Below are 25,342 nucleotides of genomic sequence, written 5' to 3'. Positions count from 1 at the left end.
GCGCGGTCCGGGTCGTCGTCACGGACGCCACAGGGGGTGCTCCCGCTTCGCCCACTCCCGGCTCACCGACCCGGTCCGCAGTCCCCGGCGCGCCTCCGGGTCCGCCAGTGCCATGCCGATGTGGCCGGCCAGGACCACACCGATGGTCAGCGCCAGCCAGTCGTGGACGAAGGTCGCCGAGGTGCGCCACATCAGCGGGGCGAGGTGGGTGAACCACATCATCAGGCCGGTGCCGAGCATGACCAGGGTGGCCCCGGCGATCCAGGCGGCGTACACCTTCTGGCCCGCGTTGAACTTGCCCGCCGGGCGCGAGGAGTGGCGTTTGTCGCGCACGAGCGCGGCGCGCAGCCACACGCGGTCGTGGGGGCCGAAGCGGTTGAGGAAGCGCAGGTCCGTGCGGAAGGCCCGGGAGGCCAGGCCGAGCAGGACCGGGACGGGCAGGGCGAGCCCGGCGCACTCGTGGACGCGTACGACCAGTTCGCGGCGCCCGACGAGCACGGCCAGCTGGGGGATGTAGAGGCAGGCCGCGGTCGCCACGCACACGCCCATCAGGGCGGCCGTGGTGCGGTGCACCCAGCGTTCGGCCCGGCTGAAGCGGTGGACGCGGGCGCTCGTCGGGGCCGGGGTCTCAGCTCGTAGGCTCATCGGTCCGTCCGTTCGAGCGGCCGACCCAGGCGTCGACGTCGTAGCCGAGGTTCTCCCAGTAGCCGGGCCGGACCTCGTCGGTCACGGTGATGCCGGAGAGCCACTTGGCCGACTTGTAGAAGTACATGGGGGCGACGTAGAGCCGGACCGGGCCGCCGTGGTCGTGGCCGATGACCTGGTCCTGCATGCGCAGGGCGGCCAGGACGTCCGGGCGGCGGGCCTGGTCGAGGGTGAGGCTCTCGGAGTAGGTGCCGTCGAAGCAGGTGAAGCGGATGGCCCTGCCGGAGGCCCGGACGCCCGCGGCGTCCAGCAGGTGGGAGAGGCGTACGCCCTCGAAGGGGGTGCCCGGGACCCGCCAGCCGGTGACGCACTGGACGTCCTTGACCAGCCGGGTCTGCGGCAGGGCCCGCAGCTCGGCGAGGGTGTAGGTGTGCGGGTGGTCGACCAGGCCGTCGACGGTCAGCCGGTAGTCGGCGGGGCCCTTGTGCGGGACGGACGCGGCGACCGAGTAGTAGCGGAAGCCGCCGCCGTTGGGCAGCAGGCCGGTCAGACCCGTGGGGTCCTTGCCGGAAACGGCACCGAGGAAGCCCTCCAGGCCGCGTTGCAGCACCGGCGCGGTGGCGACGCCGAGGGCGCCCAGGCCGAGGGTGCCGAGGAAGACACGGCGGCCGATCGGCCTGCCCTCCGGTTCCTCGGCCGGTTCAGTGTTCACGTCGTCATTCGAGCACTTCCGGACCCCCGGGGCCAGGGAGTCGGGCCACGGGTCAGACTTCCGTAATCACTTCTCACCTACGGTCCGGGCGACGACACCTCGGGCGACGGCCTGCCGAGAGCGCGGGCGCGGGCGGTGCTGAAGGCCTGCCAGGCGTCCCGGTGCGGGTAGGACCAGGGGGCTCTGGTGGCGTGCCGGCCGATGCGCTGGAAGAGGGCCGCCGCCTCGGCCGGGCGGCCGGCGCAGGACATGGCGAACGCCAGGTGGTTGAGGTCGGTGTGGCGGCGGGGGTGGTCGTCGTGCTCCCACTCCAGCCACCAGTCGAAGGCCGCGCGCAGGATTCGGCGGGCCCGGGAGCCCGACCAGTGCCCGGAGCCGGCCGGGTCGCCGTGGGCCGGCCCGGTGGCGGCCAGGACCCGGTAGCGCTCGGCGTGGGCGACCACCGGCAGGACGGCCAGCGGGGAGTCGGCGGGGGCGTCGGCTGCGGCCAGCTCGGCGAGGTCGTACACCTCGTGGGAACCGGCCCTGCCGCCCTGGGGCCGCTCGGCGAGCCGGGCGATGAGCAGGTGGTGTCCGTGGTGGTGCTCGGGATACCGCTCGCGCAGTTCCGCGAACGTGCGCAGCACCTCGCTCTCCGGGCCCCGGGTGCGGGCCAGCAGGAGCAGGCCGAGCCAGGGGGTGGGGTCGGCGGGGGCGAGCGCGGCGGCGGTGCGGCAGGCCTCGCGGGCCCGGTCGGCGTCGTCCTTGCCGCGCAGGGTGCGCTGGACCAGGGCGAGGGCGTGCAGGGTGGCGGCGTCGGCGGAGCCGGGCTCGGCGAGCAGCCACTCGTGGGACCAGGCGGCGGCGTACGGCTCCGCGGCGAGCACGGTGGCCCGGTGTCCCCGCCGGTCCCAGTCGTCGCCGGTGTGCAGCAGCAACGACCGGGCGGCCTGCCAGCGGCCCTGGGCCAACGCGGCGCGGGCGGCGAGGAGTTCGGCGTCGCCGAGCGCGTCGTCGAAGGCGCCTGCCGCGGCGTCCTCCGAGGCGAGGGCGCCTGCTAACGCGCCGGAGTCGTCCGGGGCGGTGTCGCCGGACTGGTCCGTGGGGGCCCGGCGAGCGCCGAGCAGAGGCGGGAGTGGGGGCACCGCGGAACTTCCTGATTCTCGGGCTGCCATCGACCGATCACGCACAGCAAACCCCCAGCCAAGGTTTGCGTCAAGCGGAACCCGGGTGTTGGTTCCTTCAACCAGCCTGACAGCAGGGGCACTTGGGACAAGCCCGCCCTGGCTGCGGTGGTGGACGTGCGGAGTGCGGGCGGATCGCTGTGGCGTACGCCATGGCGTCGGCGGTCCGCTCGACGGAGCATGGCCGGACGGTCCCGCCCTCCGCGGGCTGCCCCGCCGCCGGCGGGGCACGGTGACCGAGCCAACCGCCCGGTTCCGGGCACTCTCCGGGGCAATGCGGCCCCGGGAGCGCTACAGTCGGCCACTACGCGTCCGTGGTCCGGCCGGATGATCGAGGTACGCAGCGTGTCCGTTCTGGTTCTCCTTCTCGCCGTGAGCGCGGCCAGCTGTGTCGGCTTCGGATTCGTGCTCCAGCAGAACGCCGCCCAGCAGGCACCGCTCGGCGACTTCCTGTCGTTCCGGCTGCTGCTCGACCTGATGCGGGTACCGCGCTGGCTCGGCGGAATCGCCCTGATGGTGGCCGGCATGGTGCTCGGTGCCGTCGCGCTCGGCAAGGGGGAGATCTCCCTGGTCGAACCGCTGCTCGCCACGAACCTGCTGTTCGCGCTCGCCCTCTCCCGCCACCAGACCAGACAGTCCCTGGGCCGTCAGGGCTGGACCGGCCTCGCGCTGCTCGCGGGCGGTGTGACCGCGTTCATCCTGGCGGGCGAGCCGCGCGGCGGCAGCGCGGTCGCCGACCCGGTGCGGCACTGGCTGATCATCGGCGCGATGCTCGGCGCGGCCATGGTGCTCACGACGTACGCCAAGCGGTCCCGGCTGAGCTGGGGCCCGGTGCTGCTGGCCACCGCCGCCGGGCTGCTGTACGGCGTGCAGGACGCGCTGACCCGGGTCAGCGGCACCCGCTTCTCCGAGGGCGGCCTCGCGGAGCTGTTCACCAGCTGGCAGCCGTACGGTGTGCTCGCGCTGGGCGTCACCGGTCTCGTCCTGGTGCAGAGCGCCTTCGAGACGGCTCCGCTGCGCATGTCGCTGCCCGCTCTCACCGCGGCCCAGCCGCTCGCCGGCATCCTGTGCGGGGTGGGCTTCCTCGGCGACCGGCTGCACACCGACACCGGGGCGCTGGCCTGGGAGGCCGCGGGGCTCGCGGCGATCGTCGCGGGCATCGTGCTGCTCGGGCTGCACCCGGCGATGCCGTGCGGCACGGAGCCGGAGCACACGCGGGACCTCCAGGCACGCTGAGCCGGCCGCGCGGGGCCCTGCTTGGATACGGGCATGAACCCTGCTGACGAGATCCTCGACATCGTCGACGAGCACGACCGGGTCGTCGCCCAGGTCGCGCGCGGCGAGGCGTACGCCCGGGGCCTGCGCCACCGGTGCGTCTTCATCCAGGCCCGGGACGCGGCCGGGCGGCTCTTCGTCCACCGCCGCACCGCGACCAAGCTGGTGTTCCCCGCCCTCTACGACATGTTCGTCGGCGGGGTCGTGGGAGCCGGCGAGTCCTACGACGAGGCGGCGCTGCGGGAGGCGGAGGAGGAACTGGGCGTGACCGGCCTGCCCCGGCCGGACTTCCTCTTCAAGTTCCTGTACGACGACGGGGCCGGGAACAGCTGGTGGTCGGCGGTGTACGAGGTGCGGTGCGACCTTCCGGTACAGCCCCAGGCCGAGGAGGTCCAGTGGCACGACTTCCTGCCCGGGGACGAGGTGGAGCGGAGGCTCGGCGAGTGGGAGTGGGTGCCGGACGGGCTGGCGGCGTACGAGCGCCTGAGGGCGTTCCGGGCCGCCCGTTGAGGCCCCGGTAGGGTCCTGCGCGTGATCGAATTCGTGCGGAACGTCCGGCTCTGGTTCGCCCCGGAACAGGTACGCGAGGAGGGCGTCACCCCCGACTACCGGTTCTCGCTGGCCAACGAGCGCACGTTCCTGGCCTGGCTGCGCACCGCGCTCGCGCTGATCGGCGGCGGTTTCGCGGTGGACCAGTTCCTGCCGGACCTGCGCTGGGCGTGGCGGGTCGGCCTGGCGCTCGCGCTGCTCGGCGCCGGTGTGCTGTGCTCGCTGCGTGCGGTGAACCACTGGGTGCGCTGCGAGCGGGCGATGCGGCGGGGCGAGGATCTGCCGGCGTCCCGCTTCCCGGCGGTGCTGAGCCTGGTGGTCGCGGTGGTGGCGGTCGCGATGGTCGTGGTGGTGCTGGTCGGATGGGCGGGGTGAGCACCGAGGCCCGGGATCCCGGGCTGCAGCCGGAGCGCACCCGGCTGGCCTGGCGGCGCACGACGCTGTCGAGCACCGTGGCCGCCGTACTCGCGGTGAAGACCGCGCTGCACGGCGGGGCCACGGCCGTCGGCATCGTCCTGTGCGCCCTGTGCTGCGCACTCTGGCTGGGCTTCCTGTGGGTGGCGCACCACCGGATCGGCGCGCTCGCGGCCGGCCCGCGCCCGGCCGCGCTGCCACCCCGGCACGCGGCGGCGGCGGTGCTGTGCACGGTGGCGATGGCCGTGTGCGCGGCCGTGCTCGTGTTCTAGACGGCGCCTTCCGCTGCCGGGTCCACGCGGCTACGCGGTGTCCTCCTCGGTCTCCCAGTCCACCGTGACCACGATCTTGCCCCGGGTGCGGCCCTCCTGGCTCAGCCGGTGCGCGTCCGCCGTCCGCTCCAGCGGCAGGGCCTCCTGGACGTGCACGGACACGACTCCCTGTTCCGCCAGCTCGGCCAGGCGGGCCAGATCCGCGGCGTCGGGGCGGACGAAGCAGTAACGGCCGCCGTAGCTCAGCACCTCGGCGTCGGCGATGGACGCGAGCCGGCCCTCGGGGGCGAGCAGATTGGCGGAGGTCTTCAGCGTGTCGCCGCCGATGGTGTCGAAGACCGCGTCCACGCCCTCGGGGGCCAGTGCGCGCACCCGTTCGGCCAGGCCCTCGCCGTAGGCGACCGGCTCGCCTCCGAGGCTCCGTACGAAGTCGTGGTTGCGCTCGCTCGCCGTGCCGATCATCCGGGCGCCCAGGTGGGCGCCGATCTGGACGGCCAGCGAGCCGACCCCGCCGGCCGCCGCGTGCACCAGCACGGTCTCACCGCGCTTGATATCCAGCGCCTTCACCAGGACCTGGTAGGCGGTGAGCCCGGCCAGCGGCAGCCCCGCGGCCTCCTCGTAGGAGAGGTTGCGCGGCTTGCGGGCCAGGGTGCGCACGGGCGCGGCGACGTACTCGGCGAAGGTCCCCCGGGACAGGAAGTCCTCGCGGACGTAGCCGATCACCTCGTCGCCCACGGAGAACTCCGTGACGGCGACTCCGGGCTGCACCACCACGCCGCTCACGTCCCACCCCGGGACAACCGGGAAGACGGCGTCCAGAACGGGGTCGAGGTAGCCCTCGCGGCACTTCCAGTCGACCGGGTTGACCGCCGCCGCGCGCACCTTGACCAGCACCTGGTCGGGGCCGACCTTCGGGTCGCCGACTTCCCCGTACTCCAGCACCTCGGGTCCGCCGTAGCGGCTGTAACTGATGCCCTTCATGCCCTCGACCCTCCGGGGTACTCGTACGCCACGCAACCTGTATGCCCTGATATGCACCATTCGCGCGCGTAGCCTGTTCGCTCGTCACCGTTCCGTACCCCTCGAAGGTGAACACATGACCACGCTCCATCAGGAACACGCCGAGCACGGCACCCACAGCCACGGCCCCGGCTGCGGGCACACCGCCGTCCAGCACCTCGACCACCTCGACTACGCGCACGACGGCCATCTGCACCGCGAGCACGGCGGCCACTGGGACGAGTGCGAACCGGCCGGCCACACCGCGCACGCGGGCCACGAGCACGTGCACCACGAGGAGTGCGGGCACGCCCGGGTCCGGCACGGCGACCACGTCGACTATCTGCACGACGGACACCGCCACGCCGAGCACGGGGACCACTGGGACGACCACTGACCCGCACGGCAGAAGGACCGACGGCTCCCCGGGCAGCGCACGGGGAGCCGTCGGCCTATCGTGGCTCCGGTCACGTTTCTCGCCACGTTCGGCGTATGCACTGGACGGCATACCGACCGGTCGGCATCATAAGTCGAGTCCAGTTCACCCGTTCGTAGGAGTGATGTATGAGCGCCGACCACCCGCCCGGACTCGATCTCGACCGGCTGCGCGGCCTGCTCGAACGTGAGCGGCCCGGTCTGGTGAACGGCCCGCTGAGCGGCCGGCTGATCGAGGGCGGACGGTCGAACCTCACCTACGCGCTCTCCGACGGCACCTCGAAGTGGGTCGTCCGGCGCCCGCCGCTCGGCCATGTGCTGGCCACCGCGCACGACATGAAGCGCGAGCACCGGGTGATCAGCGCGCTGCACCCGACGGACGTGCCGGTCCCCCGCCCGGTGCTGCTGTGCGAGGACGAGGAGGTGCTCGGGGCGCCGTTCTACGTCATGGAGTTCGTCGAGGGCACGCCGTACCGCACCGCGGACCAGCTCGCCCCGCTGGGCGAGGAGCGCACCCGGAACGCGGTGCTGTCCCTGGTGGACACACTGGTCGAACTGCACGCGGTGGACCCCGCCGAGGTGGGCCTGGGCGACTTCGGCCGGCCCGAGGGCTTCCTGGACCGGCAGCTGCGCCGCTGGGGCAAGCAGCTGGACGCCTCCCGCAACCGCGAACTGGCCGGCATCGACGAGCTGCACGCCGCCCTCGGACGCGCCCTGCCCACTTCCCCCGCGCCCGCCGTCGTGCACGGCGACTACCGGCTGGACAACGTCCTGATCGGCGCCGACGACAGGATCAAGGCGATCCTCGACTGGGAGATGTCGACCATCGGCGACCCGCTGACCGACCTGGGCCTGCTGGTGATGTACAGCCAGCCGCTCGCGCTGCCGCACTCGCCGGTGTCCACGACCGCCCAGGCCGCGGGGCACCCCTCCCCGCAGGAGCTGATCGAGCGCTACGCGGCGCGCTCGGGGCGCGACGTCTCCGCCGTCTCCTGGTACACGGCGTTCGCCTGGTTCAAGCTCGCCGTGATCCTGGAGGGCATCCACTACCGGTACACGCTCGGCCAGACGGTCGGGCGCGGCTTCGACCGCATCGGCGAGCTCGTGCCCGTCTTCATCGACCACGGACTGACCACTCTTCAGGAAGGCTGACCGGACATGGACTTCGCGTTCGACGCGCGTACGGAGGAGCTGCGCGGCAAGCTGCTCGCCTTCATGGACGAGTACGTCCATCCGGCGGAGGCGGTGGCGGAGGAGCAGCGTGCCGCGCTGGCCTCGCCCTGGGACACCCCGGCCGTGGTCGACGAGCTGAAGGCCGAGGCGCGCAGGCAGGGTCTGTGGAACCTCTTCCTGCCGGACACCGAGTACGGCGCCGGACTGACGAACCTCCAGTACGCGCCGCTCGCCGAGATCACCGGCCGCTCCCCGCACCTCGCGCCCACGGCGACGAACTGCGCCGCGCCCGACACCGGGAACATGGAGGTGCTGGCGCAGTTCGGCAACGAGCAGCAGAAGAAGCAGTGGCTGGAGCCGCTGCTCGCCGGTGAGATCCGCTCGGCGTTCGCGATGACCGAGCCGGACGTGGCCTCCTCCGACGCCACCAACATCACCACGCACATCGAGCGGGACGGCGACGAGTACGTCATCACCGGCCGCAAGTGGTACATCTCCGGGGCGATGAACCCGGACTGCAAGATCTTCATCGTCATGGGCAAGACGGACCCGGACGGGGCGGACATCCGGCGCCAGCAGTCGATGGTCCTGGTCCCGCGCGACACCCCCGGCGTGACCGTCAGGCGCGCGATGCAGGTCTTCGGTTACGAGGACCACTCCCACGGCGGCCACGCCGAGGTGGTCTTCGACCGGGCGCGCGTGCCGGTGTCGAACCTCATCGGCGAGGAGGGCGGCGGCTTCGCCATCGCCCAGGCCCGGCTCGGCCCGGGCCGGATCCACCACTGCATGCGGCTGATCGGCATGGCCGAGCGCGCGATCGAGCTGATGTGCAGGCGGGCCGTCTCGCGCACCGCCTTCGGCAAGGCGCTGGCCCAGCAGGGTGTCGTCCAGAACTGGATCGCCGACGCCCGGGTCACCGTGGAGCAGCTGCGGCTGCTGGTGCTGAAGACGGCCTGGCTGATGGACACCGTCGGCAACAAGGGCGCCCACGCGGAGATCCAGGCCATCAAGATCGCCACCCCGCGCGCGGTGGTCGGCATCCTGGACCGGGCCATCCAGCTGCACGGCGCGGGCGGTGTGAGCCAGGACTTCCCGCTGGCCGAGCTGTACGCGAGTGCCCGCACCCTGATGCTGGCCGACGGCCCGGACGAGGTGCACCAGCGGTCGCTGGCGCGACGGGAGCTGAAGAAGTACCTCTAGGGAGCATGGGTGAGGGGCGGCCGCCGTGGGCGACCGCCCCTCACCGGTATGTCTGCGGGGCTAGGGACGCAGCGCCCGCAGCAGCAGGTCGGCCAGGTGGTCGGCGACCTGCTGGGGGGTGAGGGGGCCGTCCGGGCGGTACCAGGTCGACAGGTGGTGGACCGAGCCGAAGTGGTAGTCCACGACCAGGTCGGCGGGGGTCGCCGTGGAGAAGACGCCCTCGCGCTGGCCCTCCTCGATGAGCGCGCGGAACTGCTCGTGGTAGCGCCGGCGCTCGGCGCGCACCTGCTTGTTCTTCTCCGGGCTCAGGTGGTGCATGGAGCGGAAGAAGATCATCGCGTCGTCGAGGTTCTCGATCGTCGTGACGACGACGTCCGCGGCCGCGCCCCTGAGCCGCTTCTCCACCGGAGCGTCCATGGTGGCGAAGTGGTCCAGCCGCTCCTGCTGGACGCGCAGCACCCGCGCGTACACCTCGTGCAGAAGGTCGTCCTTGGAGCCGAAGTAGTGGTACAGCGCCCCCTTGGTGACGCCGGCCGCCTCCACGATCTCCTGCACCGAAGTGCGGTCGTAGCCCTGCTCGGCGAAGAGGCGGGTGGCGGCGTTCAGCAGCCGCTGCGGAACGGGCGTCCCGTCTCCGTCCGTCGTCCTGGGCACTGCCGCCACCTGCCTTTCCGTCGTTACTGCTGATTGTCGTGGGCGCGGGAACGCAGTTCCCGACGGAGGATCTTCCCACTCGTCGTCTTGGGCAAGTCGGGCAGGATCTCCACCTGGCGCGGGTACTTGTAGGCAGCCAGTCTCTCCTTGCAGTACACCGCGAATTCATCCGGGTCCGCCTCGGCGCCCGGCCGCAGGCTGATGTACGCCTTGACGGTCTCCCCGCGGTAGCCGTCGGGGACGCCGACGACGGCGGCCTCGCGCACCGCCGGATGGGTGTACAGGACGTCCTCGACCTCGCGCGGCCACACCTTGAAGCCGGACGCGTTGATCATGTCCTTCTTGCGGTCGACCACGTAGAGCCAGCCCTGCGCGTCCATGAAGCCGATGTCGCCGGTGCGCAGCTCCCCGTCCGGGAAGGTCTCGGCGGTGGCCTCGGCCCGCCGCCAGTAGCCGGGGACCACCTGGGGCCCGCGGACCACGATCTCGCCCTGCTCGCCGAAGGGGACCTCCTCGCCCCGCTCGTCCAGGATGCGTACGAGGGTGTCGGCGCCGGGCACTCCGACGGCGAGCGTCCCGGAGGCCTGGTCGACGGGCGACTCCAGGCCGGGCGGGACGGCCGCGGCGGCCCCGCTGCACTCGGTCAGCCCGTAGCCGGTGCGGATGTACTGGCCGCACTGGGCGCGGAACTTCTCCACCAGGGCGGGCGGCACGGGGGCGCCGCCCGAGGCGATGCCCACGAAGGAGACGAAGTGCTCCGAGGTGACGTCGGGGTGGGCGGCCAGCGCCATGTACGCGGTGGACGGGCCGACCGTGTAGTGCGGGCGGTGCTCGGTGAACGCGTCCAGGACGACACCCGGCTCGAAGCGGTAGGCGAGCACCAGCGTGCCCGCGCTGGTGAGACACGACGCGAACTCGCTGACCATCCCGGTGATGTGGAACAGCGGTGCGAGCGCGAAGTAGACGGGTGCGTCCGGCAGGGCGAGCCCGGTCCGCTGCCGCTCGGCGTTGTGCATGATGTTGCCGTGCGTGTTGGTGGCACCCTTCGGGGTGCCGCTGGTGCCCGAGGTGTAGCTGATCAGCGCGATGTCGCCGGGGCCCGGGTCGCGGTCCCCGGGTACCCTGCCGCCCTGCCGGGCGACGGCCACGAGGTCGTCGGCGTCGGGGGCCTGGGGCAGCCGCTCGAAGGTGAGCACGCGCGCGTCGTCCCGGGTCTGGAAGTCCAGCTCGCACCCGGTGAGCACGATCCGCACCGGCGAGCCGGCGGCCGTGTCCCGCAGATACGACTCCCAGGCCCGGTCGGAGCAGATCAGCGCGGCGACCTCGGCGTCCCGCAGCACATGGGCGACCTCGGCCGACTTGTACATCGGGTTGACGGGCACGACGGTCGCGCCCGCCTTCCAGGCCCCGAGGACGGCCAGGACGAAGTGCGGGGAGTTCTGCAGCAGGACGGCGACCCGGTCGCCGCGCTCCAGACCGCGCGCGGCGAGGTGGGCGGCCACGGAGTCGCTCAGCTCGTCGACCTCGCGGTAGCTCAGCCGGGCGTCGAAGTAGGCGAGGAAGGTGCGGTCGGGGGCGTCGGCGACGGCCGCGCGCAGGGCGTGCACGAGCGAGTCGGCGGGGTCGACCGGCCCGCGCTGCACCTCGTTGAGCAGGGCCAGCCAGGGCCGCGTCGCGTACGGTGAGGCGCTCACCGGGTGGCCTCCCACTTCTGCTGGATGTGGTTCATTCCGGCGAGCCAGCGGTCGGGGGTGGCGGCCCGTGCCTGGTAGTACTCGGCGACCTCGGGGTGCGGCAGGATCAGGAAGCGGTCCTCCGCGATGCCCCGGAACAGCGCCTCGGCGACCGCCTCCGGTTCGATCGCGGTCGGCTGCAGCACCAGGTCGCCCGCGCTGCCGGTGGCGGCCAGCATGTCGGTGCGGACGCCCTGCGGGCAGATGGCGTGGACCCTGACGCCCCGGTGGCCGTAGGTGAGCGAAAGCCACTCGGCGAAGGCCAGCGCGCCGTGCTTGGTGACGCTGTACGAGGGGGCGCCGAGCATGGTGAGGAGTCCGGCGGCCGACACCGTGGAGACGAACCGGCCGCGCCCGCGCTCCAGCCAGTCCGGCAGCAGCGCCTGGGCCGCCCGGACGTGGGCCATCACGTTGACGTCCCAGGACAGCGCCCAGGCCTTCTCGTCGAGGGGCTCGCCGGCACCCGCGTCCTCGAAGGCGACGCCGGCGTTGGCGCAGAAGACGTCCACGGCACCACCGAGCGCCTCACGGGCGTCACCGACGATCGCGGAGGCATCGCCCGGCACGGCTGTCCCGCCGATCTCCGCGGCCACCGCCTCGGCCTTCCCGGCGTCCAGGTCATTGACGACGACTCTGGCACCCTCGGCCGCGAACCTGCGGGCCAGCGCGGCCCCGATCCCCCCGCCCGCTCCGGTGACGACCACTCCGGCATCCTGCACGGCTTCCACCATCGGTCTCCTTCGACGCGATCTCGCGCGGCGCGTATCGGCTCTGGCATCCCAGACTAACCAGTCGGTATGTGTGTACGGAAGGGTCGACTCCCCAGTGTCGCGGGGCTGCATCGATGTGCGGCTCCGCCGCGTGGGCGCGATCAGCCACGGACGGCCCGCAGCCTGCCACACTGCCTGCGGGAACGCTCGACGTGGAGGTCACCGATGCACCTGTCCAGAAGAGCCTTACTCGCAGCAGCAACAGTCACCGCCTCGCTCACAGCAACACCGGCAGCCGCAGCCGATCACCTGCGTACAGGTTTCGAAAGACTCGCAGCCGACGGATACGCCCTCCTCGGCGGCCGGCGAGTGGGCATCGTGACCAACCCCACCGGCATCACCCGTGACGCCCTGCACATCGTCGACGTCATGCACGCCGACCCCCGCTGCAGGCTCACGGCGGTCTTCGGCCCCGAGCACGGCTTCCGCGGCACCGCCCAGGCCGGCGGCTCCGAGGGCCGCTACGACGACCCGGCGACGGGTCTGCCGGTCTACGACACGTACCTCAGGAGCGGCCGCCCGCTGGCGGACATCTTCACCGCCTCCGGGGTCGACACGATCGTCTTCGACATCCAGGACGTGGGCGCCCGCTTCTACACGTACATCTGGACCCTGTACGACTGCATGGAGGCGGCCCAGCTCGCGGGCAAGAGCTTCGTCGTGCTCGACCGCCCGAATCCGGTCACCGGACGCTCGGCCCAGGGCCCCGTCCTGCACAGGGAGTTCGCCACCTTCGTGGGCCGCCGGCCCATCGCGCAGGCGCACGGCATGACGGTCGCCGAGCTGGCCCGGCTGTTCAACGGGGAGTTCCTGAGCACGCCGGTGCCGCTGGAGACCGTCCTGATGACGGGCTGGAAGCGCACATGGTTCTACGACGCCTCCGGTCTGCCCTGGGTGCCGCCCAGCCCGAACATGCCGACCCCGGACACCGCACTGGTGTACTCGGGCACCTGCATGTTCGAGGGCACCAACCTCTCCGAGGGGCGCGGCACGACCCGGCCCTTCGAACTCCTCGGCGCCGAGGACGTCGACGGGCGCTGGGCCGCCGCGGCCGACGAGCTGGGCCTGCCGGGTGTGCGGTTCCGGGAGGCCTACTTCGCGCCCACCTTCTCCAAGTTCCAGGGCAAGACCGTCGGGGGCGTGCAGATCCATGTGCGGGACCGGGCCGCCTACGACCCCGTACGCACCGGGATCGCCCTGCTGGTGACCGCACGGAAGGTCTGGGACGGCTTCGCCTGGCGCTCGGACAACTGGATCGACAAGCTCACCGGCTCCACCCTGGTGCGGACCATGATCGACGCGGGGGCCGGGCCGGACGAGGTGGTCGCCGCCTGGCAGGACGAGCTGGCCGCTTTCCGGAGCATTCGAAAGGAATATCTGCTCTACAAGTGAACCGCGTCGTATGGCCAACTCTGCCCCGGCGCAGGACGATACGCCCACATCGCATCGTTCGGGGGACGAGGGAGCCCGGCATGGCGGATCCTGGGATGAGCGTGACTCCCTACTGGGAGCTGACCTTCGATGCGGACGGGGACGTGGACGGCCCCGAACGCGACCGGCTGCTGGCGCAGGTCACGGACCGGGACGTCCGTGACCTGATCGTCTTCGCGCACGGCTGGAACAACGACCGTTCGGGCGCCACCGCGCTGTACCGGCGCTTCTACGCCCCGATCCCGAAGCTCGCACCGAAGGCGCGGATCGGGTACGTGGGGGTGATCTGGCCGTCGATGCGGTTCTGCGACGAGCCGATCCCGGACTTCCCGAGCGCCGCGCCCGCTCTCGCGGCGGGCCCGGCGCTGGACCCGGACACCCGGCGCGCGCTGCTGACGGCCTTCCCCGACCGGGCCGAGCAGCTCGACCGGCTGGCCCGGATGCTGGACGAACAGCCGGACGGGGAACAGGGGTTGGCCCGGTTCGGGCAGTTGGTGCGGCAGCTGGTCGGGGCGGCCCCGCCACTCGCCGCGGCGGACACCTCGCAGCCGGGCGAGCCCCTCATGTTCAGCGGCGACACGGTGACCGCCTGCGAGGAGTTCGCCGCGGCGCTGACCGGACCGCACCCCGAGTTCAGCCTGCCCAACCCCTGGGAGGGCGCCAAGGAGCTGCTGCGGCAGGCGACGTACTACATGATGAAACGGCGGGCCGGGACGGTCGGCGAGCACGGACTCGGGTCCTTCGTCGGGCAGTTGGCCCAGGCGGCTCCCGGTGTGCGGGTGCATCTGGTCGGACACAGCTTCGGCGGGCGGCTGGTGGCGTTCGCGCTGCGCGGGCTGCCCGGCGGAGTGCGCACGGTGAAGTCCGTGACCCTGCTGCAGGGCGCCTTCTCCCACTACGCGTTCGCGGCCCGGCTGCCCGGGGACCCGGACACCGCCGGCGCGCTCAAGGACCTGCAGAAGCGGATCGACGGCCCGCTGGTGTGCTGCTACTCGCACTTCGACGGCGCGCTCGGCACCTTCTATCCGCTCGCCTCGCGTCTCGCGGGGGACGACCACTCGGTCCTGGGTGTCGACGTCGCGGGTGTGCTGGGCCCCGAGTGGGGGGCCATGGGGCACGACGGGGTGCAGGCGGTGCCGGGCACCGCGAAGCTGGACCTCGCCGCGGCCCTGAACGGGGCGCTGCCCGGATCGGGCTGTGTGAACGTCGACGCGGCCGCGGTCGTCCGCGCCGGGGGCCCGCCGTCCGGGGCGCACAGCGACATCGTGCACCCGGAACTGGCGCGGGTGGTGCTGGCGGCGGGCCGTATCGTCTGACCCGCCGCCGTCCGGGCGTCACCGGTGTGACGTGTACTCCACGACCTGCTGGAAGGTCGGCCGGTTCTGCCAGCTGATCCTGCCGTGCTTGATGCCGCCCAGGGTGCGCTGGACGATCGAGTCGGCGCACCACTGGTCGCCGGCCGAGCACTGGTCGTCACCCGGGTAGACCTGGGCGGCGGTCAGGCCCGCCGCCTGCTTCAGGGTGCCGATCAGGCTGTCCCGGCAGGCGCTGAGGCTGCCGCCGCCGCAGTACTGCCGGGCCAGCGGTCCCTGCACGGACTCACCGAGCACCGACCGGATGTCCTTGTCGACATAGCTCCACCAGCCGTACTGGAAGGAGCTCCCGGCGTGCGAGCCGGTCGGGCCGTGCCCGGCGGACGGGGCCTCGTCCACGGGCAGGTTGTCGGTGAACGCGGTGTAGAGGTCGCTGCCCAGGCCGGGCTCGAACTCCGCCTTCACCAGCAGCGGCCACCAGGCGTCCAGGATGCGGATCGCGTCGGCGTTGGCGTAGGTCTTCGAACCCGCCGAGGTCTCCGTGCGCCTGGCGCCGGCGCTCACCCACGCCTGGAGCTTGTTCACCGCGTCGGCGGCCGTGGAGTCGGTCACCGGGGAGGAGTTGATCACCTTGAGCAGCTTGGGCAGCACGTCCTCGGCGCGCAGGTCGGCGAGCGCCGCGTCCGCCATGGCCTGCACCAGCTTGGTGCGGGTCACCCCGCCGGCCGCGACCAGCTTCTTCACCCGGTCCTCGAGCAGGTTGCCGCGGTGAACCGACCCGTCGCCCCAGGAAGCGGTCGTGTAGTCCTTGGCCTGCTTGTTGTTCCAGGAGACGTAGTAGTCCTGGTCGACCGAGCTGGGGTGCGCGGAGGCCGGGGTGTAGTCGGCCGTGTTGGTGGCCGGGTCCCAGTTCCGCCACTCGTACGCCGGCTGTGCCCACACCGGGAACTCTGCGTCGACGCCGCTCGCCCGGACCGGGTTGTCGCCGCTGTTGTAGTACGCCGTGTGCTGGGAGTCGGCGTAGAACCAGTTGAAGGTGTAGTTGATGTGCTGGGCCGCGCTCTGGAAGTCCTTCGGGCCCTTGACGTAGTCGGGGTCGTTCAGCATCTGGAAGCCGATGATCGAGTCGGCCTCGTGCAGGTAGGAGGAGCGCAGGGTGGTGTAGGCGACCTTCTTGCCGCCGACCGTGCCGCGGTACTCGACCGGGCCGTACTTCGTCCGCCACACCCGCATGGTGTACGACCCCGCCGCGGTCCCGTCGGCGGTCGTCGGCTTCCACGCGTTCTTCTGCTCGACCTCGTCCATCGCGGTGCAGGTGCCGTGGTACAGGTAGTGGTAGTCGTCCTGGCACAGCTCGACGGCGTAGGTGTCGATGATGTCCTGGCCCGAGGTGGTCGCGCTCCAGGAGTAGTCCTGGCCGCGGCCCAGCTCGACGTACATGCTCAGGCCCGCGAAGGAGGCGCCGCGGGCGCTGATGCCCGGGCCCTGGATCTCCTGGAGCATGAGCAGCTGCGGGGCGAAGTAGCCGGTCTGCGGCCCGAAGACGGCGATGGGGTGGCCGCCGGCGGTGTACTTTCCGCTGACCACGAGGGCGTTGGACATGCCTCGCCTGGCGGAGCCGAGGGTGGTCCTGGCGGCCGCGGTGGAGGCGCGGGTGGCGCTCGCGGTGGCGGCGCTGCCCGTGCGGTCGTAGACGAGCGGCTCCTGGGTCACCGAGCCGGGGTCGGGCAGGGCCTCGCCCTTGGGGTCGTCGGGCCTGGACGCGTAGGGGAAGCTCTCGCCGTTGTGGACGGTCAGGACGGCCTCGGCGTCGTTGCGCTCGCGGAAGGACTCCCAGACCTTGGTGCCCTCCGCCACGCCGTACTTGGACTGGGCGGCGATCAGGGAGAGCGCGTTGTTGACCTCGCCGCCCCCGCCGGAGCCGAACAGTGAGCCCACGACGGAGCCGAGCGCCACCAGGTCGGTGATCTTGAAGTGGTCTATGGTGCCGGCGTTGGTGATGGAGTCCTTGTGGCCGGTCAGGACGTACTCACCGGGGAAGTAGCGGCCGCTGTCGGAAGCGTCGATGTAGGAGTTGATGCCGGCGAGGTAGGCGTTGGCGTCGGCGAGGGCCTGCTGGCCGCGGGCGCCGTTGTTCGCCACGGCGTTGTCGATCTGCGCCTGCAGGTCGGCCTCGGTGTACGGCGCGTTGCGGTAGAACTGCTGCTCCAGGCCCTGGTTGGCGGCCGCGCCGCCGGCGAAGGTGGTCAGCTGGCCACGGCCCACGTGCCGGAAGACGTCCATCAGCCACAGCCGGTCCTCTGCGGCCGCGTACCCCGCACCGAACTCGGTGCCGTACCGGGTGGTGCCTGTGATGTGCGGCACACCGGTCTTCTTGTCGCGGACGATCGTCACGTCACCGCGGCCGGCCGGCTTCTCGGTGGAGGCCACCTGGTCGGAAGGGACGCCGAAGGAGGCGTCGTTGAAAAAGGTGTTGATCTTCGCGTCGGTGAGCCCCGAGTAGCCGTTCGCCAGGTTGGCGTACGGACCGAGCTGGTCCTCGGCGTGCGAGGGCTGGACACCGAAGGCCTGGTTGAGCAGGATCTGGGCGAGGGTGGCGTTGCCGTTCTCGCCCGGCGGCAGGATGTCCGAACACTGGCCGCCGCAGTAGTCGTTCGAGGCCGTGGCGCTCTCCGCCGCCGCTGCCTGGGTGAGCGGGGAGAGGACTCCCGCGATGAGAACGCATACGGATGCCGTCTTCAGGAACCCGGTGAGCCTGCGGGGAGTTCTCAGTCTGTCGAACAACACGTTGCGTGGGGTGCGCCGTGGCATGGCAGCTCCTCCCGACGGGGGTGGGCCGGACGTTACCGCCGGTATCCCCGGGATTGAAGATGAACATGCGTCAAGTTTTGGAGTCACGAGGACCGGTGCGCCCGGCGGTCAACCCGGGGCGCCTTATGGGAGGGCATCGGAAATCGGATGGAGCCGGATCGTGTGTCGATACGTCTACTCGGCGACGTCGCGGAAAGCCGTACGGCGACGCCGAGGTGACCGAAGTGCGGACGCAGGTGTGACGGAGGTGCAGGGCGATGGCCGGATTCCGAAGTCTGGCGAGACAGGTGCGCGATTCGCGGTGTGATCTGGCACTGCGGCGCTACTCACTGCGTAAGTGCCTGGAGCGGTTCGCTCCCTACGGGCACCGGGCGACCTGGGACCACTTGTGCTCCCGGGCCGGTTTCGGTCCGGAGGACCGCTCCCCCGACCCGGCGCGGCTCGTGGCCGCACTGGAGGAGCTGGAGGAGGCGCGCGAGGTCTGGCTCACCTATGAGGGCGAGTTCGCCGAGCGCCGCAAGAAGGAGAAGCACGACGGGCTGCGCCGGCCCGGCACCGTGGACGACTGGCACCGGCTGACCTGGGGCGGGTTCGGGGTCGCCTGGTGCGACGACCCGCGGGTCCACCCCGGTGAGCCGCTGGCCGAGGTGCTGCGCCGGCTGATCGCCGCGCTGGAGCGGGAGCCTGGCTCGGCCTGCCCCGTGTGTTCCGGTGAGCGCCTCACATGGAAGTTCGACCTGGACCACGAGCCCTCGTCCGGTCCGGTCTGCACGGACTGCGGGATCCTCGTGCCCCGGCCCGTGCTCACGCCCCAGGCGCTGGCGTGCGCCGGGCGGGCACAGCTGCTGATCTCGGCCTGATCGGCAGGGGGGTGGAACCGGGGGGTGCGCAGGGGGATGCCGCACCCCTTGCCGGGACACGCCGTTGGGCACTGTCAGTGGCGTCCGGCACCATCGACTCATGATGCAGGTGTGTCTCAACGGCCGCCGCACGGCCATGGACGGCGCGTGTGTGCCCTTGTCCCCCGAGGACTTGGCACGGTCCGCCGCCGAAGCGGTCGCGGCCGGCGCCACGGAGATCCACGTCCACCCCAAGACACCGTGCGGGCACGACAGTCTGTCCCCACGGGTGCTCGCCCCGACGCTGGAGGCGATACGGGCGCGGGTGCCGGTGCCGGTCGGGGTGACCACCGGCGCCTGGGCCGAGCCCGACCCCGCCGCCCGGCTCGACCGGGTGCGCAGCTGGTCGGCGCTGCCCGACTTCGCCTCGGTCAACTGGCATGAGCCCGGCGCCGAGGAGGTGGCCGGGCACCTGCTCGCCCGGGGTGTCGGTGTGGAGGCGGGCATCTGGTCCGGCACCGACGCAGCGGCCCGGTTCGCGGCCTCCCCGCTCGGGCCGAGGGTGCTGCGGGTGCTCGCGGAGGTGACCGACCCGGATCCGGCGACGGCCCAGGCGTCGGCGCGGAGCCTGCTGGCCGGGCTCGGCGGTGCCCACGGCCGCCCGGTGCTGCTGCACGGCGAGGAGGGCGGTGCCTGGCCGGTGCTGCGTCTGGCCGGGCGGCTGGGCCTGGCCGCCCGCATCGGTCTGGAGGACACCCTGGCTCTGCCGGACGGCGAACGGGCCCGGTCCAACGCTCAGTTGGTGGCTCAGGCGCTGTCCCAGCAGGGGTGCTCCCAGCGCTCGTCGTAGGGCAGCGCCAGGAGTTCGCAGCGGACGGCGAGGTCGTGCTCGCCCAGGGCGTGCAGGCGGGCGGCTCCGGGGCCGGCCAGCCAGGTGCGCAGCTCGGCGAGGCCCGCCTCCTCGCTGTCGTCGTACCACCAGGGAAAGGGAGAGTTGTCGCAGAGCAGGTCGTAGAGCCACACGTCGGCGCAGTGGGCGAGGTGTGTGCCGGCGACCGGTCCTCGGGGCCAGTCGTCGAGGAACGGAGTCACGCTCCGCGCGATCGTGACACAGGTGTCGAAGATGTCGTCGACGGCGTAGACCGGTTCGGCGGTCGTCAGGGTGTCCTGCCACCAGGCGCGCAGGAAGGCATCGATCGCCGCGGCCTGCTCGGCCGGCCAGGAGCGCCAGTCCACCAGGCTCAGCCCGTGGCAGGCGTGGCCGATCGAGCCGAGGGTGGCGTCGGCCATCGCCCGTGCGGCCTGCGGGAGCAGGCGGCGCATCGAGGCCGCGTGGTCGTCGAAGTGGCCGGGCACCTCGAAGAGGTACATCTGCACGACGCCGACGGGCATGCGGACGTACGGCGTGCGCAGATACGCGGTCTCCTCGGGCAGGTGGCACAGGCCGCAGCCGGTCTCGTCCGGGCTCGCGAAGCCGTTGAAGACCGTGTCGATGTCCGCGAGGGCGGCGGCAAGAGCGGGCTTGGGCATGGGAGTTGGCCCCGTTCGGTACTCCGTGCCGGGCGTCGCCGCCGGCCGAAGAGCGCGACGTTACCAGCCTCTAATCCACTCGCTCCATCCCTTTCCCGTGCGGAGAGTGGTGTCGATGAAACCGAGCTGAGGAACCGAGGAGTCCCCAGATGTCGACGCTGCGCGTCACCGCCGAAGTGCTGACCGTCCATGAACATCCGAACGCCGATGCGCTGGAGTTGGCCCAGGTCGGCCTGTACCGGGCCGTCGTCGCCAAGGGTGCGTACCGCACCGGCGAGGCCGCCGTCTACATCCCCGAGCAGTCCGTGCTTCCGCCGGGGCTGATCGAGGAGCTGGGGCTGACCGGGCGGCTGGCGGGGGGTGACGCAAACCGGGTCAAGGCGGTGCGGCTGCGGGGTGAGCTGTCGCAGGGCATCGTGTGCCGGCCGAAGGCGCTGGCGGACGTGGACCTGGCGCGGGCCGCGGTCGAGGGGACCGACTTCGCCGGGCGGCTGGGCATCACCAAATGGGTGCCGCCGGTCCCGCCGACGATGGACGGGGACGTGGAGTCCGCGCCCGATCTGCTGCCCTGGGTGGACATCGAGAACATCCAGCGGTTTCCCGACATCTTCGCAGCGGGCGAGGATGTGGTCCTGACCGAGAAGCTGCACGGCTCGGCCTGCCTGCTGACGTATCTCGCCGGCGAGGACCGGGTGCACGTCTCCTCCAAGGGCTTCGGCGCCAAGTCCCTCGCCCTGAAGGAGGATCCGCGCAATCTGTACTGGCGGGCGGTGCGCGGACACGGCGTCGCCGAGGTCGCGGCCAGGCTCGCCGAACGGCTGGGGGCGCGCCGCGTCGGCATCTTCGGCGAGGTGTACGGGGCGGGGGTGCAGGACCTGACCTACGGGGCCGACGGGCGGCGGGAGACGCTGGGGTACGCGGTGTTCGACGTGTCCGCCGAGATCGACGGCACGGTGCGGTGGCTGGACGCGGCCGAAGTCCTCGGCGGTGAGCTGCCGTCGGTGCCTCGGCTTTTCTCGGGGCCGTACGACATCGAGCGGGTGCTGGAGTTCGCGAGCGGGCGGGAGACGGTGTCCGGGCGGGGGCTGCATCTGCGGGAGGGCGTGGTGATACGGCCCCTCGTGGAGCGGTACAGCGGGGTGACCGGGGGCCGGGCGATCGCGAAGGCCGTCAGCCCGGCCTACCTGACGCGCAAGGGCGGGACCGAGTACGAATAGTCGACCGGTCGTAAACTTGCGCCCGTGGGACGCACCAGTTCTCGTTCACCGACCGTCCCGCGCTGACAGTCAGCCTCGGCGTGCTGTTGCGGCGCACGGGGGACGGCCGGCGCATCGACCTCTACCAGGTCTCCCGCCTCGGCCAGGCCTCCGGCTCACCGGCCCTCGGCCATGAGACGTGACCCCACCCGCCGTTCGCCGAAGACGTCATCGGGGTTCGACAGCACACAGGTGTCCAAGGACAGGCACCCGCAGCCGATGCAGTCGGTGAGGTGGTCGCGGAGCCGGTTGAGCTGCTTGATGCGTTCGTCGAGCTCGGAGCGCCACGCCTCGGACAGCCGGGCCCAGTCCTCGCGGGTCGGGGTGCGTTCCTCAGGGAGTCGCGCGAGGGCCTCGCGGATGGTCGCCAGCGGGATGCCGACGCGTTGGGCCGCGCGGACGAAGGCGACGCGGCGCAGCGTGTCGCGGGTGTAGCGGCGCTGGTTTCCGGAGGTGCGGCTGCTGGTGATGAGCCCCTTGGACTCGTAGAAGTGCAGCGCGGAGACGGCGGCGCCGCTGCGCGCGGACAGCTGGCCGACGGTCAGCTCGTGGATCTTCTCGGGAATCTGGGGCACTCATCAGAGACTACCGACCGACACCATCCGGCCGGTGGCCCGGCATCCGTTGACATCACCTCCGCACCCGACCATGCTAAGCAGTCGCTTAGACCTGCGAGCGAGAGGCCGGGAACATGGCAGAACCGAGGACCTTCACCTCCCCCGACGAACTGAGGGGCGCGGTGGGCGAGCAGCTGGGCCACACGGACTGGCTGGAGATCGACCAGAAGCGGATCGACCTGTTCGCGGAGGCCACCGGGGACCACCAGTGGATCCACGTGGACCCGGAGAAGGCCGCGGCGGGCCCGTTCGGGACCACCATCGCCCACGGCTACCTCACGCTGTCGCTGCTCCCGCTCTTCGGACCGCAGCTCATCCACGTCGAGGGCGTGCGGATGGGCGTCAACTACGGGACGAACAAGGTCCGCTTCCCCTCCCCCGTCCCCGTCGGCTCCCGGCTGCGCGCCACCGCGACGATCACCGGCGTCGAGGACGTCCCGGGCGGTGTCCAGGTGGCCGTCGCCTTCACCGTCGAGCGCGAGGGCGGCGACAAGCCGGTCTGCGTCGCGGAGTCGGTGTCCCGGTACTACTTCTGAGTTCCGTCCGGGAGGGGCGCCCTCACCCGGCGCCCACCATCCGCAGCACGAGGTCGGCGTACAGCGCGCCGACCTCCTCGGGAGTGCGCGGGCCGTCCAGGGTGAACCAGCGGGCCACGTCGATGCACAGCGACAGCACGGCGAGGGTGGTGCCCTTCACGTCGGGCACGTCGAACTCGCCGGAGGCCACACCGTCATCGATGATCCCGCGCACCTCGGCGTCCACCTGGCGGCGCAGCGCGACGATCTCGGCGCGGGCCTCGGGGCCGAGCGCCTCGAGCTCGTACTGCACGACCCGCGCGGTGGTGCGCCGCCCGGCGTGCCAGCGGACGAAGGAGCTGACGGCGTCGGCGAGCCGCTCCGCGGCCGTGCCCTCGCGCCGGGCCGCCGTCCGCAGGATGTCCAGGGCCTTGTCGTGGCCGATCCGGCTGATCCGGTGGAGCAGCTCTTCCTTGGTCTTGTAGTGGATGTAGAGCGCGGCCGGGCTCATGCCGGCGCGGCCCGCGATGTCGCGGGTCGTCGTCGCGTGGTAGCCGCGCTCGGCGAAGGCCTCCACGGCGGCGACCAGCAGTCGCCGGGCCGCGTCAGGGGTGACCTCTTCCCACGGCTCGACCTCGCCGCCGGCCGTCTCCTCCGCCGTACTCATCGCTCGCTCGCCCCTCTCGGTGACAGGAACACCACCATACCGCCGAAGGTGAGCGCTCGCTTAGAGCGCCCGCTCGGAGCTTGCCGGCGCTTTTCACAGCTTTTCGAAGGGGTCGTGCTCGGCGAGCAGCTTCTCCAGGCGGGCCTGGTCGACCCGGCTGACGATCTGCCCGGCCTCCTGGCGGTCCCGGATCACCTTGGCGAGCGTGAAGGCCGACGTGACGAGATAGAGGACGGCGATGGCCAGGAAGGCCCGGACCCAGGCGTCGGCGTCCAGCCGGAGGATACCGATGGCGGTGGCCGCCATGGCGACCGCGAAGGAGGCGACGGCCTGGCCGTAGTAGGCGGCCGTGTTCTGCTGTCTGACGGGTGTGTCACTCATGGGAGAAAGCATCGGCGGACGTGGCCCGCGCCACATCCGCCGAAGTACTCAGGGGCGTACTCAGAAGGCGGAGACCCCGGTGAGCGCCCGGCCGATGAGCAGCTTCTGGATCTGGGTGGTGCCCTCGTAGAGGGTCATCACGCGGGCGTCGCGCAGGAGTTTGCCGGCCGGGTACTCGTCGATGTAGCCGTAGCCGCCGAAGACCTGAAGGGCGTTGTTGGCGGCGCGTACGGCCGCCTCGGAGGCGAACAGCTTGGCCTTGGAGGACTCGACGGCGAACGGCTGCCCGCGGTCGACGAGGTCGGCGACCCGCCAGGTGAGCAGCCGGGCCGCGTCCACATCGACGGCGATGTCGCTGATCAGCTCCTGGACCAGCTGGTGATGGGCGATGGACCTGCCGAACTGCTCGCGCTCACCGGCGTACCGCACGGCCGCGTCCAGCGCGGCCTGGGCTATGCCGACACAGCCCGCCGCCACCGACATCCGCCCCTTCGCCAGCGCGGACATGGCGACGGAGAAGCCCTTGCCCTCCTCGCCGAGCAGCGCGGAGGCGGGCACCCGGACGTCCTCGAGGACCAGTTCGGCGGTGGCCTGGCCGCGCAGGCCGAGCTTGCCGTGGATGGCGCGGCGGGTCAGTCCGGGGGTGTCGGCGGGGACCAGGAAGGCGGAGACGCCCTTGTGCCCGGGGGCGTCCGTGGAGCGGGCGAAGAGGAGGACGACGTCGGCCCAGGTGCCGTTCGTGATGAACGTCTTGGTGCCGTTGAGGACGTAGGTTTCGCCGTCGCGCACCGCGCGGGTGGTGAGGCTGCCCGCGTCGGAGCCGGTGCCGGGTTCGGTGAGACCGAAGCAGCCGACGTACTCGCCCGACGTCAGGCCCGGCAGCCAGCGCCGCTTCTGCTCCTCGCTCCCCCGGGCCGCGATCGACTTGGCGACCAGGCCCAGGGACACCGAGACGATGCCGCGGACCGAGGAGTCCCCGCGGCCCAGCTCCTCGGTGACCAGGCAGTACGCGAGGTGGTCGCCGCCCGAGCCGCCGCGCTCCTCTGCGATGGTCAGACCGAGGAAGCCGACCTCGCCGAGCTTCTTCACGATGCCACGGTCGACCTCCTCGGCGCGGTCCCAGGCGACCACGTGCGGGGCGATCTCGCGCTCCACGAAGTCCCGGGCGAGCTGCCGTACCGCGACCTGCTCCGCGCTGAGCCCCAGGTTCACCACGAGATCACCCCACACCAGACGGATCTTGAAAGCCGGACATTTAAATTAGCACTGCTAGTTTCCTGTTGCAGCCCTACTATGTGCGCCATGGCCCGACCGCGCAAGCCCATCCTCAGCACCGACCGGATCGTCGAGACGGCACGGGAACTCGTGGACGCGGAGGGCCTGGCGACCGTCTCCACCCGACGACTCGCCGCCGAGCTGGGGGTGAGCGGGCCCTCGCTCTACAACCACTTCCGCACCAAGGACGAGATCCTGGAGGCGGTCGCCGACTCGGTGAGCGCTCTGGTGGACCTGTCGATGTTCGAGGACGTCCGGGACTGGCGGACCGCGCTGCACGACTGGGCGATCTCCTACCGCGCCGCCCTGCGCGACCATCCCAACATCGTCCCGGTCCTCGCCCGCGGGCCCGGCCGCCGCCCCGCGGCGCTGCGGCTCGCCGACGCCGTGTACGGCGCGATGGTCGCGGCGGGCTGGCCGCCGTCGCAGGCCACGTCCATCGGCGCGCTGATGCGGTACTTCATCATGGGCTCCGCGCTCGGCTCGTTCGCCGGGGGCTTCGTGGACGACGCGAGCGCGTACGACCCCGCCGACTATCCCCACCTCGGGCAGGCGCACCTCCTCGCCGAGCAGCAGGAGAAGATCGACGAGCGGGCCTTCGAGACGGGGCTGAGCGCGCTGCTGGACGGGCTGGCGCAGCAGTACGAGCAGGTACGGCAGAGCGTGTGAGGACACTTCGGCCGGTGCCGAAGCATCGGTGCCGCATGCTGAAG

Annotated in this window: 27 protein-coding genes; 14 read left to right on the top strand and 13 right to left on the bottom strand. The window is 71.8% G+C overall.

Annotated features, from left to right (window positions below):
- Positions 1-18: 18 nt before the first annotated feature.
- The 3 genes from FB157_RS24380 to FB157_RS24370 all read right to left on the bottom strand — a co-directional run bounded on the left by FB157_RS24380 (position 19) and on the right by FB157_RS24370 (position 2,481).
- Positions 19-645, bottom strand: a complete 627-nt coding sequence (locus tag FB157_RS24380; protein WP_145882752.1) for a cytochrome b/b6 domain-containing protein — start codon at positions 643-645, stop codon at positions 19-21.
- On the bottom strand, positions 629-1,357 hold the full coding sequence (locus FB157_RS24375; RefSeq protein ID WP_145882751.1) for a molybdopterin-dependent oxidoreductase: 729 nt from the start codon (positions 1,355-1,357) through the stop codon (positions 629-631). The genes FB157_RS24380 and FB157_RS24375 overlap by 17 nt, the downstream gene beginning before the upstream one ends.
- A gap of 77 nt (positions 1,358-1,434) precedes the next feature.
- Entirely contained in the window at positions 1,435-2,481 is a 1,047-nt protein-coding gene (locus tag FB157_RS24370) for a hypothetical protein (RefSeq protein WP_145882750.1), read from the bottom strand.
- Between the two features lie 366 nt (positions 2,482-2,847).
- On the opposite strand from FB157_RS24370, the gene FB157_RS24365 reads away from it, so the two are divergent.
- Genes FB157_RS24365 through FB157_RS24350 form a run of 4 tightly spaced genes read left to right on the top strand, consistent with a single transcriptional unit; the run spans position 2,848 to position 5,030 of the window.
- Positions 2,848-3,756 (top strand): DMT family transporter, encoded by a 909-nt coding sequence (locus FB157_RS24365; RefSeq protein WP_186581663.1) that lies wholly within the window; start codon positions 2,848-2,850, stop codon positions 3,754-3,756.
- A gap of 33 nt (positions 3,757-3,789) precedes the next feature.
- Positions 3,790-4,305, top strand: coding sequence for an NUDIX hydrolase (locus tag FB157_RS24360; RefSeq protein WP_145882748.1), 516 nt, complete (start codon positions 3,790-3,792; stop codon positions 4,303-4,305).
- Between the two features lie 21 nt (positions 4,306-4,326).
- The gene (locus tag FB157_RS24355; protein WP_145882747.1) at positions 4,327-4,719 is read left to right on the top strand and encodes a YidH family protein; all 393 of its coding nucleotides are present in this window, start codon (positions 4,327-4,329) and stop codon (positions 4,717-4,719) included.
- Positions 4,707-5,030 carry a DUF202 domain-containing protein gene (locus tag FB157_RS24350; RefSeq protein ID WP_145882746.1) on the top strand — a complete coding sequence of 108 codons (324 nt, stop codon included), beginning with the start codon at positions 4,707-4,709 and terminating at the stop codon, positions 5,028-5,030. The genes FB157_RS24355 and FB157_RS24350 overlap by 13 nt, the downstream gene beginning before the upstream one ends.
- A gap of 30 nt (positions 5,031-5,060) precedes the next feature.
- On the opposite strand, the gene FB157_RS24345 is transcribed toward FB157_RS24350, so the two are convergent.
- Positions 5,061-6,011, bottom strand: a complete 951-nt coding sequence (locus tag FB157_RS24345) for an NADP-dependent oxidoreductase (RefSeq protein WP_145882745.1) — start codon at positions 6,009-6,011, stop codon at positions 5,061-5,063.
- A 115-nt stretch (positions 6,012-6,126) separates the two neighbouring features.
- On the opposite strand from FB157_RS24345, the gene FB157_RS24340 reads away from it, so the two are divergent.
- From FB157_RS24340 to FB157_RS24330, 3 genes are all read left to right on the top strand, one after another.
- On the top strand, positions 6,127-6,426 hold the full coding sequence (locus FB157_RS24340) for a hypothetical protein (protein WP_145882744.1): 300 nt from the start codon (positions 6,127-6,129) through the stop codon (positions 6,424-6,426).
- Positions 6,427-6,593: 167 nt separating this feature from the next.
- The gene (locus tag FB157_RS24335; protein WP_145882743.1) at positions 6,594-7,616 is read left to right on the top strand and encodes a phosphotransferase family protein; all 1,023 of its coding nucleotides are present in this window, start codon (positions 6,594-6,596) and stop codon (positions 7,614-7,616) included.
- A 6-nt stretch (positions 7,617-7,622) separates the two neighbouring features.
- Positions 7,623-8,837 (top strand): acyl-CoA dehydrogenase family protein, encoded by a 1,215-nt coding sequence (locus FB157_RS24330; protein WP_145882742.1) that lies wholly within the window; start codon positions 7,623-7,625, stop codon positions 8,835-8,837.
- A gap of 60 nt (positions 8,838-8,897) precedes the next feature.
- On the opposite strand, the gene FB157_RS24325 is transcribed toward FB157_RS24330, so the two are convergent.
- From FB157_RS24325 to FB157_RS24315, 3 genes are read right to left on the bottom strand one after another with little or no spacing between them, the layout of a single operon-like run.
- Positions 8,898-9,491, bottom strand: coding sequence for a TetR/AcrR family transcriptional regulator (locus tag FB157_RS24325; protein ID WP_145882741.1), 594 nt, complete (start codon positions 9,489-9,491; stop codon positions 8,898-8,900).
- Between the two features lie 23 nt (positions 9,492-9,514).
- Positions 9,515-11,185 (bottom strand): class I adenylate-forming enzyme family protein, encoded by a 1,671-nt coding sequence (locus FB157_RS24320; RefSeq protein ID WP_145882740.1) that lies wholly within the window; start codon positions 11,183-11,185, stop codon positions 9,515-9,517.
- Entirely contained in the window at positions 11,182-11,955 is a 774-nt protein-coding gene (locus FB157_RS24315) for an SDR family oxidoreductase (protein ID WP_145882739.1), read from the bottom strand. Before FB157_RS24315 ends, FB157_RS24320 begins: the two co-directional genes overlap by 4 nt.
- Before the next feature lie 204 nt (positions 11,956-12,159).
- On the opposite strand from FB157_RS24315, the gene FB157_RS24310 reads away from it, so the two are divergent.
- Complete coding sequence (locus FB157_RS24310) at positions 12,160-13,386, top strand: exo-beta-N-acetylmuramidase NamZ domain-containing protein (protein WP_145882738.1); 1,227 nt, start codon at positions 12,160-12,162, stop codon at positions 13,384-13,386.
- An 80-nt stretch (positions 13,387-13,466) separates the two neighbouring features.
- Entirely contained in the window at positions 13,467-14,741 is a 1,275-nt protein-coding gene (locus FB157_RS24305) for a serine-threonine protein kinase (protein WP_186581662.1), read from the top strand.
- A gap of 18 nt (positions 14,742-14,759) precedes the next feature.
- On the opposite strand, the gene FB157_RS24300 is transcribed toward FB157_RS24305, so the two are convergent.
- Positions 14,760-17,549 carry a penicillin acylase family protein gene (locus FB157_RS24300; RefSeq protein ID WP_145882737.1) on the bottom strand — a complete coding sequence of 930 codons (2,790 nt, stop codon included), beginning with the start codon at positions 17,547-17,549 and terminating at the stop codon, positions 14,760-14,762.
- A gap of 257 nt (positions 17,550-17,806) precedes the next feature.
- On the opposite strand from FB157_RS24300, the gene FB157_RS24295 reads away from it, so the two are divergent.
- Positions 17,807-18,409 carry a hypothetical protein gene (locus tag FB157_RS24295; protein ID WP_145882736.1) on the top strand — a complete coding sequence of 201 codons (603 nt, stop codon included), beginning with the start codon at positions 17,807-17,809 and terminating at the stop codon, positions 18,407-18,409.
- A 100-nt stretch (positions 18,410-18,509) separates the two neighbouring features.
- On the top strand, positions 18,510-19,238 hold the full coding sequence (locus FB157_RS24290) for a 3-keto-5-aminohexanoate cleavage protein (RefSeq protein ID WP_186581661.1): 729 nt from the start codon (positions 18,510-18,512) through the stop codon (positions 19,236-19,238).
- Here the strand turns inward: FB157_RS24290 and FB157_RS24285 are convergent.
- Positions 19,196-19,918, bottom strand: coding sequence for a hypothetical protein (locus tag FB157_RS24285; RefSeq protein ID WP_145882735.1), 723 nt, complete (start codon positions 19,916-19,918; stop codon positions 19,196-19,198). The two genes, FB157_RS24290 and FB157_RS24285, sit on opposite strands and share 43 nt — an antisense overlap.
- A 149-nt stretch (positions 19,919-20,067) precedes the next feature.
- Between FB157_RS24285 and FB157_RS24280 the strand changes: the two genes are divergently transcribed.
- Entirely contained in the window at positions 20,068-21,135 is a 1,068-nt protein-coding gene (locus FB157_RS24280; RefSeq protein WP_145882734.1) for an RNA ligase (ATP), read from the top strand.
- A 155-nt stretch (positions 21,136-21,290) separates the two neighbouring features.
- Here FB157_RS24280 and soxR read toward each other — a convergent pair whose 3' ends face one another.
- Positions 21,291-21,749: a redox-sensitive transcriptional activator SoxR gene (gene soxR, locus FB157_RS24275; protein ID WP_145882733.1), complete on the bottom strand. Its 459-nt coding sequence runs from the start codon at positions 21,747-21,749 to the stop codon at positions 21,291-21,293.
- A 116-nt stretch (positions 21,750-21,865) separates the two neighbouring features.
- On the opposite strand from soxR, the gene FB157_RS24270 reads away from it, so the two are divergent.
- Positions 21,866-22,327, top strand: coding sequence for a MaoC family dehydratase (locus FB157_RS24270; RefSeq protein ID WP_145882732.1), 462 nt, complete (start codon positions 21,866-21,868; stop codon positions 22,325-22,327).
- A 22-nt stretch (positions 22,328-22,349) separates the two neighbouring features.
- Here the strand turns inward: FB157_RS24270 and FB157_RS24265 are convergent, their stop codons facing one another.
- The 3 genes from FB157_RS24265 to FB157_RS24255 all read right to left on the bottom strand — a co-directional run bounded on the left by FB157_RS24265 (position 22,350) and on the right by FB157_RS24255 (position 24,566).
- Complete coding sequence (locus tag FB157_RS24265) at positions 22,350-22,973, bottom strand: TetR/AcrR family transcriptional regulator (protein WP_145882731.1); 624 nt, start codon at positions 22,971-22,973, stop codon at positions 22,350-22,352.
- A 93-nt stretch (positions 22,974-23,066) separates the two neighbouring features.
- Positions 23,067-23,354 (bottom strand): YiaA/YiaB family inner membrane protein, encoded by a 288-nt coding sequence (locus FB157_RS24260; RefSeq protein ID WP_145882730.1) that lies wholly within the window; start codon positions 23,352-23,354, stop codon positions 23,067-23,069.
- Positions 23,355-23,414: 60 nt separating this feature from the next.
- Positions 23,415-24,566 carry an acyl-CoA dehydrogenase family protein gene (locus tag FB157_RS24255; protein ID WP_145882842.1) on the bottom strand — a complete coding sequence of 384 codons (1,152 nt, stop codon included), beginning with the start codon at positions 24,564-24,566 and terminating at the stop codon, positions 23,415-23,417.
- Between the two features lie 90 nt (positions 24,567-24,656).
- Here FB157_RS24255 and FB157_RS24250 point away from each other — a divergent pair, with 90 nt between their 5' ends.
- Positions 24,657-25,298 (top strand): TetR/AcrR family transcriptional regulator, encoded by a 642-nt coding sequence (locus FB157_RS24250; RefSeq protein ID WP_145882729.1) that lies wholly within the window; start codon positions 24,657-24,659, stop codon positions 25,296-25,298.
- Positions 25,299-25,342: the final 44 nt, after the last annotated feature.

This window comes from Streptomyces sp. BK340 (assembly GCF_007827595.1).
Taxonomy (GTDB): Bacteria; Actinomycetota; Actinomycetes; order Streptomycetales; family Streptomycetaceae; genus Streptomyces.
This window is presented reverse-complemented; position numbering and strand designations above follow the sequence as displayed.